Here is an 18,861-nt window from a genome sequence, read left to right on the forward strand (position 1 = left end):
TCAACAGCTTGCTTTGTAACGTCTTTTGTGTAGTTGTCCAATTTTGGATCGTAAGATACTTAAATTCGATAAGTTTACAGTAGTTTAATAAATTTTTCTAAACGGTTTTGTCTAGATAGAAAAGACACAAAATTGGATTGGGCTTTGTCTTGCGGCACTAACATTGACTCCCTTAACCCGGATTTCTCACGCATATTCAAGGGAAGAGGAGTGTGGGGAGTGTGGGGGGTAAGACTTCTTCCCCATCCTCCCACACTCCCCACACCCCTTGGATTTCTCACTTGTGAGAAATCCAGGTTAAGACTCAAGAATCCCCGGACTTTTGATTAAACGAATGTAAAAATTTTTATTCAGTCCGGGGAGTGTCAAGGGTTAAAACCTAAAGACAGTACGAACCCAAGCAAATAAACTATCAGGATTGCTAGAATCTGAGTTCGGTGCAGTAATCCAGATCAAACCCGGCGTCACCTCAATATTATCTCCGATTTTATATTGGTAGAATGCTTCAACGTGTAGGGAAGTATCTTTGTCTGCTTGGCCCGCACCCGCTCCCAAATCTACACCCCTACTGAGACTAATCATTTTTGGTTCCATACCAACTAAAACCCCCCCTAAAGCACCTTCACTAAAAAGATCCGGGAATGCCAGTCCTACCGCCCAATCCATAGCTTCGCCATCTCCACGCCCCAAATAGCGGTGTGCTGCATAACTTACCCACGCATTGACTGCAAACTTGGGATTAACTTGATAAAACGCCTGTAGACCATAAAGGTTGCCTATAGTTGCCGCTCCCGCCACGGTGCTGTTTACCAGGTTACTCCCGACTGCTGGCCCGAAATTTGTTCCACTAAAACCTAGAGTATTTGGTGGGCTATAGGTATTAACGTAAGTTGCCGCCACCCGAAAATTCCGATTAGAAGAGTAGTATATTAACTGTGCTAAAGCTAAATATCTGCCTGTAAATAAGCCGTTATTAGTTGTGGGATTACCACCGTTTGGTGCGCTGTAAGCTAGCCCTAATTGAACCTGTTTGCCCAATCCCTGGAGTACAGCAATTCCAGGGCCGCTATCTCCATAGTTATAGACCAAAGACCGCCGTGAAAATCGTGAAATCCCATTAGCACCAGTTGCAGAAGACGATTCAAAATATGGGTTAATAGGGCCAGAAAGACCTATCTCACTAGCTCCGTCAGACAAGGGATAAATGTTGACTTGGGTATTTGGAAAAGGTAGAAACCGATAGCGAACACCACTGAGAATAAGAGTGTTGCGTGCAAAAGTAATACTGGAGTTATCAGCAGTTCTGCCCTCATAAGTTCCCAATAATCCAGCTCTTGTTTGTCCCAGTGATTCAATATTTCCACCTCCTATTGTTATACCTAACGAATCTTTACCGTTAAAACTGGTGTTTAACCGTAAAGAAGTTGAACCTTGAAGTGTGGCATTGTGAGGTGCTGGTCTCTTAGTTACTACATTATTACCCGCCAGAACTTCGCCAAAAACAATCTGAGATCGACCTATAAGTTTGGTTGTGGTGGTAAACTGAGTTGCTTCTAACTTCGCACTTCGTGCTTCCAAGCTATCTACGCGTCCCCGAAGTTGAGCGAGTTCTGGAGAAAATTGTTCTTGTAATTTTTTGATGGTATCCAAGTCTTCGCGTTTAACTAAATCTGTTGTCGAAGTCGCTATTAGTTCATTGAGGCGATCTAAAGCTGCATTCAACCCAGCGGCAAATTCATAGCGCGTTAGGGAGCGATCGCCTTTAAATGTACCATCTGTATATCCTGCAATTACACCGTAGCGCTCAACTAGAGACTGTAATGCTTGAAATGCCCAATCTGTCGGCTTAATATCTGATAGTTGCGAGACGGATGTTACTTGTCCTGCTGCATTCTTTGGGGCTTTTTGATTAGTTGGCGGTGTAGCTTGCAACAATTGTGATACAGGTGTCACTCGATCTCGGAGATCGTTTGGAGCTTTTTTAAGAGTGACTGGTGCAATTAAAGTGTCTACTGTTTGATTGACAACTGCTTCTGGAGCTTTGTTCTCTTGTACTTCAGTAGTAGATACATCAAATTTAGGCAATTCAGCCTGACTTTTGGCTGGATGAAAAACCAGGATAGCTAGAATATCTAGCACCGAAAGCAGGAACACTATGGATCTATAATTCCAGCGAAATTTCGACATGACTCCTTAACTCCTCAACCTTAAAGATGAATAAATTAGCCCTTGATTAGACAGAAAAGACAATATAAATCATTGTTCTAATGTTTATAGCTAACGATTAGAACATCGATTTACCAAAGCTTTAGCTGCTGAAAAAAGCGCAAAATTCTGATAAAGATCGAAACCACTACTAAGTCGTTGAATGTACAATCCAAAATTCGCAGTCAGCTAGGAATTATGACGCTTAAAATAAGCCTAAAAACGTCTGGAATTAGACAATAACGGACTTAGCAAAGACTTCTATACTTTTAAGGGAAACTCAACCACACACTATATGAACTAACACTTCTGAAACATCCTAAAGTCCATTTTTTAGTTATGCTGTACAAAGTTCATCAATGGCTACTGACATTGACGAAAGCTTGATTTCGATTCAAGTGATTATTTGCCAATTAACATTAGTTGAAAACACTATTTTGTAATCAGCTATATTTTGACAGCATCAATCGTTACACAAGTACGATAGTTCTATCGACTTACCGTACTTTTGTAGAATTATCTTTGCATAGAGCTTGGTACAATGCAAGACCTAGTACTTTTTCTTCGTAGATGCGCCCTATAACGGTTCTCAATTACGTGAAATACAGACCTAACCCCCAGATCCTTAAGAGCTAGCGTTGGAGAGCGAGCATCAAAGCCTCTCTCCTTTTAGGAGAGAGGTTTGGAGAGAGGTCAAAATGTATTGCTTCCATTCGAGAAGCGCTATATATATTCGCCTCAAATGCCAACACTGAACTAACTGCACAGATCCGAGGCAGAAAATTGCCATCAAAATAATCGTAAACCCGGTTAAAGACGAATAGGGGACAAAAAGACGCCGATACAAGACTAAGCTGTTAAGTACTTAATTTACACGTTGAGATACACAGACTTAGAAAGTGCAAGTTAGCAAGCTTTCTGTCGATGAAACCAGAAGTGAACACTTCAAAGTTGCAAAAAGGCGGGTAATTGACACAAAACTTGTATTCTTCACGACAGCTATTGTTGCAAAAAAAGTGTAATGATTATCGAGATTGTGCGTGAGAACGTCAATCTTGTGGGCAGTCATTCTTTATGAATCGTTAATCTATCACTGGCATTTTAAATAATTTCCTGTAAAATGCTGACTATAAACTCCGGTAATTCGATCGATATGCCGTAGGATATATACTTGTACCCTGTCTGACACAAATGCAAATTCTTTGGTTTATTCCTACTGGATCTCATGACGGACGCTATTTAGGCACAGATATTGGCTCTCGTGTTGTCACACCTGATTATTTACAACAAATTGCCCAAGCTGTGGATAGTTTAGGCTACACGGGCGCATTGTTACCCACAGGAAGTTCTTGCGAAGATGCTTGGATAACTGCCGCTGCTTTCATCTCTGTCACCAAGCAGATGAAATTTCTGGTGGCAATTCGTCCAGGAATTACTTCCCCAAGTGTTGCTGCACGGATGGCAGCAACATTTGACCGGATTTCTAAAGGAAGATTGTTAATTAATGTAGTGACAGGCGGAGATCCGGTGCAGCTGGCTGGGGATGGCTTGCATCTTAGTCATGACGATCGCTATGATTTAACCGATGAATTTCTCAGAGTTTGGCGGGGTATCGTCAGTGGGGAAACAGTCGATTTTAAAGGAAAATACCTGGATATTAAAGGTGGTAAGCTCTCATTTCCACCAGTTCAAAAACCCTATCCACCCTTGTGGTTTGGTGGCTCATCTGCTGCCGCCAAGCGGGTTGCTGCTAAACATATAGATGTTTACCTGACTTGGGGTGAACCTCCACAACAAGTGGCCCAAAAGATTGCCGAAGTTAGGAAATTAGCGGCTGAACAGGGCAGAACAGTCCGTTTTGGGATTCGCTTGCATGTAATTGTGCGAGAAACCGAGTCAGCTGCTTGGGATGCAGCCAATGAGCTAATTAAGTATGTCGATGACAATGCGATCGCTAAAGCTCAGAAAGACTTAGCTCAATCTGATTCTGAAGGACAGCGGCGCATGAGTCAACTACATAGTGGTAGTCGAGAAGCCTTAGAGATTAGCCCCAACCTGTGGACAGGAATTGGATTGGTGCGGGGTGGTGCTGGTACGGCCTTAGTCGGAGATCCTGACACCGTTGCCGCTAGGATGCTGGAATATCGCAATTTGGGGATAGAAACATTCGTTTTCTCTGGCTATCCCCATTTAGAAGAAGCGTATCGCACCGCTGAATTATTATTTCCCCGCCTACCTTTGCAGAATGAACCTGCACCTTTAACGCCACCAGTATTGAGTCCCATTGGCGAAATCTTCGCCAATGAAAAATTTGCGAAACAATTAACAAGTGCTTCATGACCTAATAATTCGTAATTAAAGAGCAAGTTACGAATTATGCGAACGATGCTTCTAGATTCATCCTTGTGGACAATCTAAAACTCCAAATCACATGACTATTACCCTTAAACACACCAAAAGCAATAACAACAATACAATATTCCTGAAGGAATTGTGGGAAAACCAACAATTCCAGAAGATAGTTCCTTGGATTGTGCCTGTTACCGTATTAGTTCTTTGGGAACTTGCTTCTAGAACTGGTCTACTTTCAACCAGGATTTTACCAGCACCAAGTGGTGTAATCGCTACAGCAATTAAACTAGGCTCAACTGGAGAACTGTTCCAACATATAGGAATTAGTGCAGGGCGGGCGATATCTGGTTTTATAGTTGGTGGCAGTATTGGCTTCGGTTTGGGATTACTCAATGGCTTTTCCCGTGTAGCAGAAAAGTTATTGGATAGTTCCTTGCAAATGCTGCGTACTATCCCTAATTTGGCATTAATTCCGCTAGTGATTCTCTGGTTTGGTATTGGCGATCAAGCTAGATTATTTCTAGTGTCTATGGGGGTATTTTTCCCATTATATCTCAATACATTTCATGGCATTCGCAGTGTTGACCCTGGACTGATTGAAATGGGAAAAGTTTATGGATTAAAAACACCACAACTTCTGTGGCAAATTATTTTTCCAGGAGCTTTATCTTCGATTCTCGTTGGTGTCCGTTTTTCCTTGGGCATTATGTGGCTGACACTAATTGTGGCAGAAACGATCGCGGCAGATTCTGGTCTTGGTTATATGGCAATGAATGCCCGTGAGTTTATGCAAACTGATGTTGTGGTTTTGAGTATTGTAATCTATGCACTGCTGGGTAAATTAGCAGATGCTGTCGCCAGAGGATTAGAAACAAAATTCTTGGCTTGGAACCCTAATTACCAAAAGTCATAAAAGCTAAACTCACCAGAATTAAAGGTTGAAAATTCCTGATTTTAACTTTTGACTTCTGTTAATTTGAGTATGATTTGCTTTCTTCAACGTCTGATCAATCAAATAAATAATAATAATTCCAGTTGTTATCGAAAAGGAGGTTTTGCAAGTGAGTTCAAATGTACAGGGTACACAACTAAGTATTTTGGATTTGACGAAAGCTTTTGGTAAGAAAACTGTTTTAAACTCGCTGAATTTAGAAGTTGAAGCAGGTGAGTTTGTCGCTATTGTTGGACGAAGTGGTTGTGGTAAGAGTACCTTATTGCGTCTGGTGTCAGGATTAGATAGAGCAACTTCAGGCGGAATACTATTGGATGGAGAACCACTACATAGACTCAGCCGCTCTGTAACAGTGATGTTTCAAGATCCCCGCTTGCTGCCGTGGAAGCGCGTTATTCAGAACGTGGGGTTGGGCTTAGAAGGTAATTGGCGTGAAAAAGCTTTATGGGTACTCAATAAAGTCGGACTCAAAGATAGAGCTGATGAGTGGCCTTATGTTTTGTCTGGAGGACAACGGCAACGGGTATCATTGGCTAGAGCCTTAGCCAGTCAGCCCCGTTTGTTGTTGCTAGATGAACCTTTGGGAGCATTGGATGCTCTAACTCGCCAAGAAATGCAGCATTTGATTGAAAACTTGTGGCAAGAGCGAAGATTTACTGCGTTTTTGGTTACTCACGATGTAGAAGAGGCTGTGGCGTTAGCAGACCGAGTGATAGTGATTGATGAAGGAAAGATTTCTATGGATTTACCTGTGAGACTTTCACGCCCGCGAGATCGAAGTAGCGAAGTGTTTATCAATATTAGAGAAGCAGTTTTAGAACGAGTAATGAGTAATGAAAATACTCAGGTAAACAACCAGTTATTACAGATGAGTAGTTGAAATTTAAGCTTTTTGTAGTCAATCAATATTAAACTTGAGGTAGCTGCGGTAAATATGCTACTTCGAGATTAAAACTTGCTCTTCAAAAGCAGTTATCTATAACAATAAAAAATTATTGATGAACAATCAAAATACCTCTCAAGTCTCCTTTCTGCTAGTCTAGGTGATTTTTTCTATATTCACGATCTAGCCAAAGTAAAATATAATAATATATCATATATTGCTTGATTGAAAAAACAATAAATATCTAATGATCGTCAAAAAATTAACCAAGTATGATGCAGAAGATTATAGACAGATCAGATTAGAAGCTTTAGATAAAAATCCAGATTCATTTGGTACAACATATCAGGAAGAAGTAATTAAGACGATAGAACAATTTCGGGATAGAATTCCAGTAGATAACAATAACTTTATTTTGGGATGTTTTGAGGATAAAAATTTAATTGGAATAGTCGCATTTCACCAATAATCAAGAATAAAACTCTGGCATAAAGCATATATTAGGAACAGAGAAAAGAGCGTATAAATATAAAAACGAATATTTTGATCTAGAGCTTATGTGTTTACAGATTAAATAATCAGCCCTGAAATATTACTAAATATTATCATAATTTGTGCCAAGAAAAAATGGCACTCAATTTTTTGTCAAATATAGGCAATTTCCAGAGATAGCTTTGTAAATAAATAAGAGGGAATCTACAATGAAGCTCATTTTGCCGCTCGATCTAGTTACTGACATTGAGCCACATCTACCACCCAATACACAGATTGTACGAGTAGATGTTGAAGGAAATTTAGATGGGGATACCAGCGATGCTGAAGTTTATTTCAGTTGGTTTTTATCGAGAAGTCCTATACTGCATAAAATACTAGAAGCAGCACCAGCACTACGTTGGCATCATGCACCAAATGCAGGGGTGAATCACATCCTGACACCAACTTATTTGCAAAGAGATATTATCCTCACTAATGGGGCTGGAGTGCATGGAATTCCGATCGCAGAATTTGTAATTACTTACATACTGGCTCATGCCAAACACCTGCCAGAATTATATGCTTTACAGGCTGAACGTCACTGGAAAAGAGGTTTTGCTATCCAAGAATTAACAGATGCAACCTTGCTAATTATTGGTGCTGGTGGTATTGGTCAAGAAATCGCCGCCCGTGCTAAACCCTTCGGCTTAAGAATTATTGGCAGTCGCCGTCATCCCCAAGAGCTAGCAAATTTTGATAAAGTAGTGGGTGCTGATGAATGGCGATCGCTCCTGCCAGGAGTTGATTATGTAGTGATTGCAACACCTCTAACTCCCGAAACCAAAGAATTTATTGATGAATCTGTATTGCGATCGCTGCCAAATCATGCGTATCTAATTAATATTGCTCGCGGTGGCGTCATCGATGAATCGGCATTAATAAAAGCGCTCACAGAAGGTTGGATTGCAGGTGCAGCATTAGACACAGTTAACTCAGAACCTTTACCACCAGAAAGTCCTTTGTGGTCACTTCCTAATATCTTTATCACACCTCATACTTCCGGCCATTCACCCAAGAGTAAACAGCGTTCGATAGCTCTATTTATCGACAATCTAAAGCGTTACCAAGCTGGTCAGCCGTTACGAAATGTAGTAGACAAAGAAGCAGGATACTAAACAATTAAAAATTAAAAAGTGCTGCCGATTGGGTCGCACAATCCAAAATCCAAATCCAAAATGGAAATAGGGAGTAGCTAATGGTGAAACTAATTTTACCCGATCATCTCATTGCAGATATAGAGCCACACCTACCATCTAATATAGATGTTGTGGAGGTGGATAGTGAAGGTAATCTCGATGGTGATGTCAGTGATGCAGAGATTTATGTCAATGGATTTTACCTAAAAACCTCTACCCTTGACAAAGTACTCACAGCAGCACCCGCGCTGCGTTGGCAACAATCACCAAGTGCTGGCGTAAATCACATCCTCACGCCAACTTTTTTGCAAAAGGACATTATCCTCACTAATGGTGCAGGGGTTCATGCAATTCCAATTTCAGAATTTGTACTGGCATTTATGCTCTATCACGCCAAGAATCTGCGGAAATTGCAAACTTTGCAGAATGAACACACTTGGGTAAGAGGAGTATTTCTCGAAGAGTTGGCAGACGCGACTTTATTAATTCTTGGCACAGGAAATATCGGTCAAGCGATCGCATCTCGTGCCAAAGCCTTTGGAGTCACAGTTTGGGGTAGTCGCCGCCATCCTGAACCCCTACCGAATTTTGACAAAGTGGTGGGTGCTGATGAGTGGCGATCGCTCCTCCCGACAGCAGACTATGTAGTTCTTGCCACACCATTAACCCCAGAAACTAAAGGCTTGATCGATGAAGCTGCATTGCGCTCTATGCGTCAGTCTGCTTACCTAATTAATATTGCTCGTGGTGCGATCGTAGATGAAGCCGCATTAATCACCGCACTACGTGAGGGATGGATTGCGGGTGCTGGATTAGACACTGTTGCAACCGAACCTCTGCCGCCAGAAAGTCCCTTATGGTCGCTACCGAATGCCTTTATCACACCCCATTGTTCAGCCTTGTCGCCACGCCTGAGAGAGCGCATAGCACAACTATTTATCGACAATCTTCAACGCTACCAAAACGGTCAGCCCTTGCGGAATGTTGTAGATAAGCAAGCAGGATACTAAATATTGGGCATTGGGCACAAGAGGTAGAGGTGCGGAGGGACAGAGCAGTAGAGGAGATAAAACTTACTGCAACTTCATCCCCTGCTCCCCCTGCTCCCCTGCTCCCCTGCTCCCCTGCTCCCCTGCTCCCCTGCTCCCCTGCTCCCCTGCTCCCCTGCTCCCCTGCTCGCCCTACTCCCCACTCCCCAATCACTTAACTTTCAGCACCGACTTTCCTAAAGATTGGCAAATAACATCATTCTGCGGTGTATGGATACGGCTGCACAAAACGTCACGGTAGTGACGCTCTAAAGGATTTCTCTTTAATAAACCAGGATTACCAGTTAGTTCTAAGGCAATCTCCACGGCACGAATCGAGTTGGTTGTAGTAAGATATTTAACAGCCTGTGCCTGTAATCCTACGTTAGGCTCATATTCGCCCTTGTCAATATCTTGAGCCAAACTATAAATCAATCTATTATTAGCAAATAAGAGTGCTTCCATCTCACCCACGGCAGTTTGGAAGCGTGGCAGAGTTGCCAGTGGCTCTTTAAGATTAGAAGGCGATCGCTCCCAAAGATATTTAACAAGCCAGTCTCGCGCACTACTAGCAACACCGAGATATAAGGCACTCACTGTCAAACTGCCCCAAGTGGAAATCAGTGGATCAAAAGATGGCGCAGCAGATATGGGGTTGATATTGAGAGCATACTCTGAGGGAATTAATACATTCTCTAAAATGAGGTCATGGCTGCCCGTAGCTCTCATCCCCAAGTGATCCCAGGTTTCGACAATTCGCAAACCTGGCAGATCGCGCGGAACTAGAAAATTCCCAACTTCTGGTTCATCTTCAGTTGTCCGTGCCCAAACAACAAAATAGCTGAGGATAGGACTGCCTGTGGTGTATTGCTTATGTCCTGTTAAACGCCAGCCCTCTGCTGTTCGTTCGGCAATTGTTGCAGGTAATCCGCCTCTCGCTGGCGTTCCTAACTCTGGTTCAACACGGGCAGCATTGAGCAGGGCGATGCCTTCAATTGATTCACGACACAACCGCCTATATACTTCTGGATGCCAGCGACGGCTACGGGCTGCATGAGCATGTTGAAGATAGTGCATTGTCAGTACTAATGCGGTCGAAGCATCGCCACGCGCTATCCCTTCAATCACCCGGCAGATAGTTGCCAATCCCAAATCCCGGCCACCGAATTCACACGGAATGGTGAGGTTCAGCAATCCTGCCTCATGCAAAGCTGTAAAATTCTCGAAGGGAAAGGAAGCATCTCTATCGTGTGCCCCTGCACGGGTGGCAAAATCTTTGGCCAGAGCCTCAACTCGGTCGAAAATATTGGGGAGAGTTTCTAAGCCTTGGGCTACAAAGGTGTCTGGCACTGCTTGCTCCAACTGTGACATTAAATACTCCTTCGTAATTCACTGTACTACTAAATCAGAGATGTTTTTCAATATGGAAGCATCTCAAGTTTGCAGGAACATCAATTTTTCGCATGACGGCAGTCTCCCCTCAATCTCCAATCCTCATTACCCAGACTGTATTACTTCTAGCACTCGTGAAAATACTACTTAAAATCGACCGATATTTAGTAATTAGTGGTTTTTGTAAGTATGACACAAACTCCTTTCATAGAGCAAGCCAAGTAGAAAATTCAGCGATCGCCCCACAACTTAGGAACTGAATTCCCTACTGGTCTTTTAAGCTAACTGTCATTCAAATTAAATCTCCGCATTTGGAACCAAGCACGGAGAAACAAGCGTTTAAATATTCTCTGTTGAGAGTAATATAAAGATCCCTACATACATAGAGGGATCATTTTCTCATCAAGTAGATTTTCCAATGGATAAACATACAGCAACAGCATTGGCGATCGCAACCAAGGTGATATTGGTTGCTTTTATAGCGGTTCCCCTGCTACTGATGTATAACTGGACTTCATATATAAATTTTTTAACTTTGAGGATGTACCCGATCTGAGTGAGAACCGCTATGGATGATTTCCTATATTTAACCAAATCTATGGTGTCACAATTTCGTCAGGGCACTGGCTCTATAACCACCATCAATTTATCCATTTACTACTTGACTCGATCGCATCGCAATCTTAGGTTTTAAAAGACGAATTTGCGATTTATTGTCATTTTTTGAACTATAGACTCATTTAAACATCATGCTTATTTCTCAACTTCTATCAAGCTGTAATATGTATTGCTGCTATGCCCTTGATGGGAAAAATGCTAAGATTAAGGTAGTTAACTAGTGTGTGTGCTGGATCACAATATTAATGTGTTTTACCTCACAGCTAATTCAAACAACTTAAATATCACCTTTAAGCAAACAATAGTCGCCGTTATGGCTACCATCATGTTATGCAGCCTAGCTATTTAAAGATTTAATGTACAAATGGTTGTGGAATATATTTTTTTTGTTAAAAATCATCTATTAGGTGACTTGTCAGAAAATTTACATTAAGAAACTACTAAAATATCTAAATTTAAGTGCTAAGGAGTGTAAGCTAATTATGTAAATATCATGTTTGTATGTAAATATGATGATGTTTGCAAGTCTCTTTTCGTCCCTTGCATTTATTACACTATAGGAGGTATAATACAAACGTTAAACAAACGTTAAATAACTTGCTAGATGCTACCTTAAAGATACTAGGCAGTGCTGGAAAAAGATCCATTCTGGAATCTCCAAGCAAGGTTAAGCAATATTTGTTTAAGTGGAGTTTTGCTTAATTGGTAAAATACTACTTACTTAAACAAAAATTACGATGTGCTTTTATAGTTTTTATAGTCTTCTGTTTCCTGTAGCCTACTCAAGATCCTCTTTTGTTCCAGGTTGCACGATCAGGATGAAGCTATCCCGAAGACTATCCCCTAGACTCGCAAAGCACTAGGGAATATGCCGGGAACTAATTGCACATTGTGTAAATTTCTGATTAACACTACAACGTTAGTCAGATTTGTAGTTGTGGCTTTTTTGCTGTCAGGCTTTGATCACACAACTGCAATAAACTACGTTTTCACATAATTTACGACTCAATGCAATTTCTAACTACAATTATGTCACACCATTTAAGTCAAGACAAGGCTGTTAAAGAGTTAGGAATGTCTGAAAACATTCTTTTAAGAATTCTTCCGATTCAGGTCTTTTTCAAAAGGATGAAAGCTAACTTTCAGCCATAACATTGTCCCGAACTAGAAAAAACTTCGAGAGTTTGTGATTGAGAAATGAAATACTTTGCATAGCTATTACTGCATATAGCAAATTATCCTCCGAAAAGAATTCCTCTTAATCATCACTTACAACCACTGCTGATTGCAAAAATGAGCAATCCTTATTTGTGTGCAGTCTGTGAATGCAGTTAGTTGCTCTGGAAGCTAAATGTCGGTAAACAAAGCTCTAGCTCGATATTCTGGCATTTACACTAGTTATTGCCACATCAAGAAGTGGCTGCAACAAGTAGATTGCCCACTCAAGAAAAATACCTTGTATGTAAAAGAGAGATGTTTTACTACCATACTATTTCTCTCTAAACTCTACTCTAGTAAAGCTTAGAGTTTCCTCGGTGAAAATACGGGATTAAATAATATTTTTAATGAAGTTTTGATTGGATTCCGACTGATAACTAACTAAATTTTTTTGTGGAGATTAGAAAATGCCACCAGTGCTTTCTGAGCAACATGTGGGTGAAAGAATTTTGTATACCTTGGGTACAAAACTTTCAGAAAAAGAACTAGAGAACTTCTTGGCAGAAATGGAGATTGTGGAGCCGCCATCAGCAAAGCAATTCTGGCAATCTGCACAGACGAGTCCTGGTATATACATTATTCTTACAGGTAAAGTCAGACTATTAGATAGCTCTGAGAATCTAATTACTACCTTTGGTACATGGTCTGTTTTTGGTGAATTGACCTTGTTTCCCGAAGCTAACTTTAGTCCTTATGCAGTTAGAGCTTCGACAAGCTTGAAACTTGGCTATTTCAGGCAAGAAGCATTGCAAAGGTTGATAGACAAGTATCCTAGCATTCGCGATCGCCTATTTGCCCGTGCCGAACTTTGGGATTTGTTGTTGTTATGTCGCCAAGTATCACAATTCCCACGCCATACATCACAAGTTTCAGGAATGCTCAAAGCCTTATCTTTGTTTGAGCGACACCAGTTAGAAACTGGCTCTGTAAGTCCACAAATATCCCAAGATTCACAGTTGTGGCTATTGTACAAAGGTCAACTGCGGCATTCTGAAGACCATTCTTTGACACCAGGTACAATCTTTGCTCAACCAAAACAAGGAGATTGGCAAACAACGCAACCAACGATTGTTTACATTCTGAAAAACGACCAGATGCAAACAGCACTAGAATACTTCCCGGAGTTGGGGGAGTGGGCTTTTGCCATGAGTATCAGCGGAACGGGATTGGAAACTGAGGACTGGGGACTGGGTACTAAAGAAAAAACTTCCCCATCTCCAAAATCTAAAATTATTCCTTTTCCCCAAAGAGAAAAGCAGTCGTCACAACAACAGCCAACAAAAAAATCACGTTTTTACTTTCCCAGCCCGAAAGTACAAATGGGGCATTGGTGGAAACGCATCACCAAAAGCTATCCCTTCTATGCCCAACAGAGTGCAGCTGATTGTGGCTCTGCTTGCTTGGTGATGATTGGTAACTATTGGGGCAAACATTTTAGCATCAATCGCCTACGGGATATGACCAATGTCACCCGCAACGGTGCATCCTTAAAGGCTATGGCAGCAACAGCAGAATACCTGGGCTTTGCCACCCGTCCAGTGAAAGCTACTCTTGATAAATTAGCAGAACAACCTTTACCTGCAATTGCTCACTGGGAAGGTAAACACTTTATTGTTGTCTATGAAATCACCAAAAAGCGGGTGATTGTATGCGACCCAGCCCTTGGTCAACGCAGTCTGACAAAAGCTGAATTTCAAGCGGGTTGGAGTGGTTATGCATTGTTACTGCAACCGACAGCTCTACTAAAAAGTGCTAAGGACGAAAGTAGAAGCTTCTGGAAATTTTTTGAGTTAGTCAAACCTCACTATCGAACACTGGTAGAAATTTTCATTGCTTCGATAGTCATTCAATTATTTGGGTTAGTAACGCCAGTATTTACTCAGTTGTTGCTCGATAGAGTACTTGTGCAACGCAGCGTTCCAACCTTAAACGCCATTGGTTTGGGAATGATTGTTTTTGGGTTGTTTGGTGTTGCTGTCAACGGTGTACGGCAATATCTCTTATTTCACACTGCTAACCGCATTAGTATCGCCTTACTCGTAGGCTTCATCAAACATACCTTCCGTTTACCTCTTGCTTATTTCGAGTCGCGTTTTGTTGGGGATATAATCTCGCGCATCCAAGAAAACCAGAAAATTCAGCACTTCCTGACTGGTCAGACACTCTCCATTGTGTTGGATATGCTGACATTAGTGGTTTATCTGGCTTTGATGTTTTCCTATAGCTGGCGAATGGCATTATTCGTGCTGTGTACTGTACCGCCATTCTTTATCTTGGCGCTGGCCAGCACAAGTATTTTGCGCCGCATCTCCAGAGATATTTTTAATGCAGCTAACAAAGAACAAAGCTATCTCATAGAATCCCTAAGCGGAATTCGTACCGTCCGTTCATTAGCAATTGAACAGACAGTGCGTTGGCGTTGGGAGGAACTGCTAAATGATTTAATCAAAAAAGATTTTAATGCTCAAATAATTGACAATCGCTTGCAAATTATCAGTGGCGTCATCCACACCTTTGTAAATACTTCATTGCTGTGGTATGGGGCAACCCAGGTAATTAATGGCGAACTAACTATTGGACAATTAGTTGCTTTCAATATGTTGGTGGGTAACGTCTTGAGTCCTTTCCAGCGACTAGCTCTGCTGTGGAATGAATTACAGGAAATCGTGATTTCTACCGAACGCATTAATGATGTATTGGAGGCGGAACCAGAAGAAGACTTAGAAACTAAACCCCGTAAATCGTTGGGTAAACTTCGTGGTAACATTTGTTTTCAGAATGTTACCTTTCGTTATCACTCAGAAAGCGACACTAACGTATTAGAAAATCTCAACTTTGAAATTAAGCCGGAACAGATGGTTGCAGTCGTAGGGCGCAGCGGTTCTGGAAAAACAACTCTCAGTAAATTGATTTTGGGTTTATACCCACCGACAGATGGCAAAATACTCATTGATGGTAACGATATCACCAGTGTATCTATGCGATCGCTGCGTTCCCAAATCGGCGTTGTAGACCAAGATACTTTTCTGTTTGGTGGAACTGTTCGCGAAAACATTGCGATCGCTTATCCAAATGCTTCTTCAGAAGAAATTATCCAAGCAGCAAAATATGCTGGAGCCGATGAATTTATTCAAAAATTACCGATGGGTTACGAATCCGAAATTGGTGAAAGCGGCGGAATGCTGTCTGGTGGACAGCGCCAACGCCTAGCAATTGCTCGTGCTTTGCTCGGAAATCCTCGGTTATTACTGTTTGATGAAGCCACTAGTCACCTAGATTCAGAATCAGAACGGATTATTCAAAACAACCTCAAAACAATTCTTCAAGGACGCACGAGTGTAATTATTGCCCATCGCCTCTCTACAGTCCGCAACGCGGACTTAATCCTGGTTTTAGATCAAGGTATTTTGGTAGAAAGCGGTACCCACGACGAATTAATCGCTAAAAAAGGTCATTATTACTACCTGAATCAACAACAACTGTCTCAAGTTAGTTGATGGGGTATTGGGCAGTCTTTTTATTCTCGACGAGACTCTGCGTAAACAATTTTGAATTTTGAATACTTCGACAAGCTCAGTACAAGTTTTGAATTGATTTCTCCCCCACTCCCTATCTACTGTTATCGGAAAAAAAACCATGCCACATCCCAATAGATCGTCCCCACTTCCCCCAGATGAGCAAGATAAATATCAAGGTTACAAACAGCAAGAGGAATCGGTATTTGACGAGCAGACAGAGGCAGACAATGAAACTCAAGATTTGTACTACGGTACAGAAAAACTACTCAATGCCTTACCTCGAATTTGGACTCGTGGTTTGTTGTATTCGCTCATTGCCTTTGCTGGCCTATTCTTGCCTTGGGCAATTCTCTCGAAAGTCGATGAAACTGGTAGCGCCAGAGGGCGTATAGAACCTAAAGGCGCAACTCAAAAATTAGACGCTCAAGCTGCTGGAAGTGTCAAAGCAGTTACGGTCAAAGAAGGAGATACAGTTAGAGCGGGCCAAGTTTTACTGGAACTGGATTCTGATTTGCTGCAAACGGAACTCCAACAAGTCCAGAGCAAATTGCAAGGGCTACAAAATCGGCAATCCCAACTGGAACTGCTGAAAAATCAACTCTTAATGTCAACGAGTCTTTTAGAACAACAAAATAAATCCCAAGAATTAGAAAAATTGGCTCAACTCAACCAGGTACAGCAAAACCTGGATGCCAAACTGAGTAGCTATAACCTCCAAAAGTTAGAAAAAGAATCATCAGTTAAACAAGCACAGCAGCAAATTTCTACCAGTCGCGACGATCAAGAATCGACTAAAAAACTTTTGGGTCTAGATTCTAAGCAAGTTGAAACTTATAGCCAACTCGTTCAAAAAGGTGCAGTGGCTACAGCCCAAGTCGATCAACTCAAAAAACAAGAGGAAGAAAGCAAACGACTTTATAAAAAGTCTCTATCAGATATTAAACAAGCTCAATTGCGTTTAGCCCAAGAGGTAAATAATTATCAGGTAACTATCAAAACGTTGGAGTCTGATATCAAACAAGCAAAACTCCGACTGCAAGAAGAACAAAGTAGCTATAAAAGTGCCGTGCAAGCCGGACAACTAGCTGTAATGAAAAATCAGGAACAGCTAAAAGATATACAGGCACAAATAACAGCAACGCAATCAGAAATTGCTCAGACTAAAAGTGAGATTAGATCTACAAAATTGCAAATTCAGCAGCGCGTGGTGCGATCGCCAATTAATGGGGTGATTTTTGAATTACCCACCACTAAACCAGGAGCGGTGGTACAAGTCGGTCAAAGGATTGCCCAAATTGCACCCACGAAAACAGACTTCGTACTCAGAGCAAGTATGCCTAATCAGGATAGCGGTTTCTTGAAGTTAGGAATGCCAGTAAAAATCAAGTTTGATGCCTATCCCTTCCAAGAATATGGCATCGTGCCAGGAAAAGTTACTTGGATCTCGCCTGACTCGAAAGTTAGCCAAACACCCCAAGGCAACATCGAAACCTATGAATTAGAAATCACTTTAGACCAGCAGTATGTCCAAAATGGCAACAAACGTATTCCATTAGGTGCGGGTCAGACAGCAAATGCTGAAGTCATCATTCGTCAACGGCGAGTAATTGATTTTGTTCTAGATCCGTTCAAAAAACTGAAAAAGGGTGGTTTGGAGATGTAGTTAAAGGTATCGAAATCAGGAAATAGGACAAGGGAGATTGGAGGAATAATTAATGCCCCGTGCCCACCTGCCCTGAGCGTACCCCTGCTCTTAAGCAAGCTACGCGTAGCGTCTCTCTCGTAGAGAAGCCGTTCGCGTAGCGTCTCGCAGAGAAGGGATGCCCAATCCCGCTTAATTATTGGAGATATCATGTTATGCCTCACAATCTGACAATTTCCACCTCAGATATCATTCACAGTCTTAAACTCTCCTGTCAGATACCTGCTGTTGTAGAAGCGATCGCATCGCAAAGTATTATTACCGAAGCTGCTCAAGCGGCAGGAATTACAGTCACGCCAGAAGAACTACAGCAAGAAGGAGATAACTTAAGGTTCGCCAAGAAGCTTGTCAAAGCTAAAGACACCTGGTCATGGCTAGAAAAACACCACCTCTCTGTCGATCAGTTTGAAGAATTAGCCTACAACAATATCCTTTCGCGGAAGTTAGCGAATCATCTATTTTCCAATCAGCTGGAAAAGCACTTTTACGAACATCAGCTAGATTATATCGCTGCCGTTACCTACGAAGTTGTCTTCGAGGATCGAGACTTGGCTTTAGAGCTTTTTTATGCCTTAGAAGAAGGCGAAATCAATTTTCCAGATATTGCTCGTCTATATATCTCAGAACCAGAAGCCCGTCGTGCTTATGGATACAAAGGACTCCGATACCGCAAAGATTTTCGTCCAGAGATTGCAGCCGCTGTCTTTGCTGCTGCACCACCAGAAGCTCTCAAACCGATAACTACTCCCAAGGGAGTGTATTTAATTTGGGTGGAAGAAGTCATTCAACCCCAATTAGATGAACAGTTGCGCCAAAAAATCATTACAGAATCCTTTTCTGATTGGTTAAAGCAACAAATCACCACGATGAAAATAGTTACTCAAATAGACTCAGACGGTTCACAAGAGGAATTAATAGATATGTTATTCACCAAGACTAAATAATGTAGGAGTTTTCAAATGTTTTTGTCGCTAAGTATCTACCCTAAATTAGGATAGATTTCTCTAGCCTTCAAAAATGTTGCAGATACAGGTTTTATTTACTTCAAAACTTAATAGCTTTTCTTTTTTAGTGTTTTGTGAATATATCTACAAAGTGCTGTATTTGCGTTATTTAAAACTTCAATTAAACCGCTATAACTCTTGCTAGGTAGTAATAATTTTCATTTCTGCTTAAATTTGTCGTGCAATTTTTCTAACTTCAATTAGGACTATATATAATGATTTTTCCACATAAATATATTAGTTTTTTTAATCATAAATTCCTCAAAAAGGCATTGACTTTTTTGAGGAATAAAGTATATTAGATGTATAGCCAACCGAA

At 41.3% G+C, this 18,861-nt stretch carries 12 protein-coding genes; 10 read left to right on the forward strand and 2 right to left on the reverse strand.

Annotation, left to right across the window (positions count from 1 at the left end; genetic code table 11):
* Positions 1-372: 372 nt before the first annotated feature.
* The gene (locus tag V7K61_RS31470) at positions 373-2,187 is read right to left on the reverse strand and encodes an iron uptake porin (RefSeq protein ID WP_335059720.1); all 1,815 of its coding nucleotides are present in this window, start codon (positions 2,185-2,187) and stop codon (positions 373-375) included.
* 1,209 nt (positions 2,188-3,396) lie between these two features.
* On the opposite strand from V7K61_RS31470, the gene ssuD reads away from it, so the two are divergent.
* The 6 genes from ssuD (at position 3,397) to V7K61_RS31500 (ending at position 9,072) form a co-directional block, all read left to right on the forward strand.
* The gene (gene ssuD / locus V7K61_RS31475) at positions 3,397-4,545 is read left to right on the forward strand and encodes an FMNH2-dependent alkanesulfonate monooxygenase (protein ID WP_335059722.1); all 1,149 of its coding nucleotides are present in this window, start codon (positions 3,397-3,399) and stop codon (positions 4,543-4,545) included.
* 91 nt (positions 4,546-4,636) lie between these two features.
* The gene (ssuC, locus tag V7K61_RS31480; RefSeq protein ID WP_335059724.1) at positions 4,637-5,470 is read left to right on the forward strand and encodes an aliphatic sulfonate ABC transporter permease SsuC; all 834 of its coding nucleotides are present in this window, start codon (positions 4,637-4,639) and stop codon (positions 5,468-5,470) included.
* 148 nt (positions 5,471-5,618) lie between these two features.
* Positions 5,619-6,389, forward strand: coding sequence for an ATP-binding cassette domain-containing protein (locus tag V7K61_RS31485; RefSeq protein ID WP_335059726.1), 771 nt, complete (start codon positions 5,619-5,621; stop codon positions 6,387-6,389).
* Between the two features lie 250 nt (positions 6,390-6,639).
* Positions 6,640-6,861, forward strand: a complete 222-nt coding sequence (locus tag V7K61_RS31490; protein WP_335059728.1) for a hypothetical protein — start codon at positions 6,640-6,642, stop codon at positions 6,859-6,861.
* Between the two features lie 232 nt (positions 6,862-7,093).
* Complete coding sequence (locus V7K61_RS31495) at positions 7,094-8,041, forward strand: D-2-hydroxyacid dehydrogenase (protein WP_335059730.1); 948 nt, start codon at positions 7,094-7,096, stop codon at positions 8,039-8,041.
* Positions 8,042-8,121: 80 nt separating this feature from the next.
* Positions 8,122-9,072 (forward strand): D-2-hydroxyacid dehydrogenase, encoded by a 951-nt coding sequence (locus V7K61_RS31500; RefSeq protein WP_335059732.1) that lies wholly within the window; start codon positions 8,122-8,124, stop codon positions 9,070-9,072.
* 189 nt (positions 9,073-9,261) lie between these two features.
* Here V7K61_RS31500 and V7K61_RS31505 read toward each other — a convergent pair whose 3' ends face one another.
* A complete protein-coding gene (locus V7K61_RS31505; RefSeq protein ID WP_335059734.1) occupies positions 9,262-10,461 on the reverse strand; it encodes an acyl-CoA dehydrogenase family protein in 1,200 nt (399 codons plus the stop codon).
* A gap of 439 nt (positions 10,462-10,900) precedes the next feature.
* Here V7K61_RS31505 and V7K61_RS31510 point away from each other — a divergent pair, with 439 nt between their 5' ends.
* From V7K61_RS31510 to V7K61_RS31525, 4 genes are all read left to right on the forward strand, one after another.
* The gene (locus tag V7K61_RS31510; RefSeq protein ID WP_335059736.1) at positions 10,901-11,038 is read left to right on the forward strand and encodes a hypothetical protein; all 138 of its coding nucleotides are present in this window, start codon (positions 10,901-10,903) and stop codon (positions 11,036-11,038) included.
* A 1,687-nt stretch (positions 11,039-12,725) separates the two neighbouring features.
* Positions 12,726-15,815, forward strand: coding sequence for a peptidase domain-containing ABC transporter (locus tag V7K61_RS31515; protein WP_335059738.1), 3,090 nt, complete (start codon positions 12,726-12,728; stop codon positions 15,813-15,815).
* A 139-nt stretch (positions 15,816-15,954) separates the two neighbouring features.
* Positions 15,955-17,499 carry an HlyD family efflux transporter periplasmic adaptor subunit gene (locus V7K61_RS31520; protein WP_335059740.1) on the forward strand — a complete coding sequence of 515 codons (1,545 nt, stop codon included), beginning with the start codon at positions 15,955-15,957 and terminating at the stop codon, positions 17,497-17,499.
* Between the two features lie 194 nt (positions 17,500-17,693).
* A complete protein-coding gene (locus tag V7K61_RS31525) occupies positions 17,694-18,482 on the forward strand; it encodes a peptidylprolyl isomerase (protein WP_335059742.1) in 789 nt (262 codons plus the stop codon).
* The last annotated feature ends 379 nt before the right edge of the window (positions 18,483-18,861 follow it).

It is taken from the genome of Nostoc sp. (assembly GCF_036918015.1).
GTDB lineage: Bacteria > Cyanobacteriota > Cyanobacteriia > Cyanobacteriales > Nostocaceae > Nostoc.

Bases quoted from the DNA above. Each gene is read 5' to 3' on its own strand.
- V7K61_RS31500 (WP_335059732.1), top strand. From the start codon at position 8,122: ATGGTGAAACTAATTTTACCCGATCATCTCATTGCAGATATAGAGCCA.
- V7K61_RS31520 (WP_335059740.1), top strand. From the start codon at position 15,955: ATGCCACATCCCAATAGATCGTCCCCACTTCCCCCAGATGAGCAAGAT.
- V7K61_RS31495 (WP_335059730.1), top strand. From the start codon at position 7,094: ATGAAGCTCATTTTGCCGCTCGATCTAGTTACTGACATTGAGCCACAT.
- V7K61_RS31510 (WP_335059736.1), top strand. From the start codon at position 10,901: ATGGATAAACATACAGCAACAGCATTGGCGATCGCAACCAAGGTGATA.
- V7K61_RS31490 (WP_335059728.1), top strand. From the start codon at position 6,640: ATGATCGTCAAAAAATTAACCAAGTATGATGCAGAAGATTATAGACAG.
- ssuD (WP_335059722.1), top strand. From the start codon at position 3,397: ATGCAAATTCTTTGGTTTATTCCTACTGGATCTCATGACGGACGCTAT.
- V7K61_RS31505 (WP_335059734.1), bottom strand. From the start codon at position 10,461: ATGTCACAGTTGGAGCAAGCAGTGCCAGACACCTTTGTAGCCCAAGGC.
- V7K61_RS31525 (WP_335059742.1), top strand. From the start codon at position 17,694: ATGCCTCACAATCTGACAATTTCCACCTCAGATATCATTCACAGTCTT.
- V7K61_RS31515 (WP_335059738.1), top strand. From the start codon at position 12,726: ATGCCACCAGTGCTTTCTGAGCAACATGTGGGTGAAAGAATTTTGTAT.
- V7K61_RS31470 (WP_335059720.1), bottom strand. From the start codon at position 2,187: ATGTCGAAATTTCGCTGGAATTATAGATCCATAGTGTTCCTGCTTTCG.
- ssuC (WP_335059724.1), top strand. From the start codon at position 4,637: ATGACTATTACCCTTAAACACACCAAAAGCAATAACAACAATACAATA.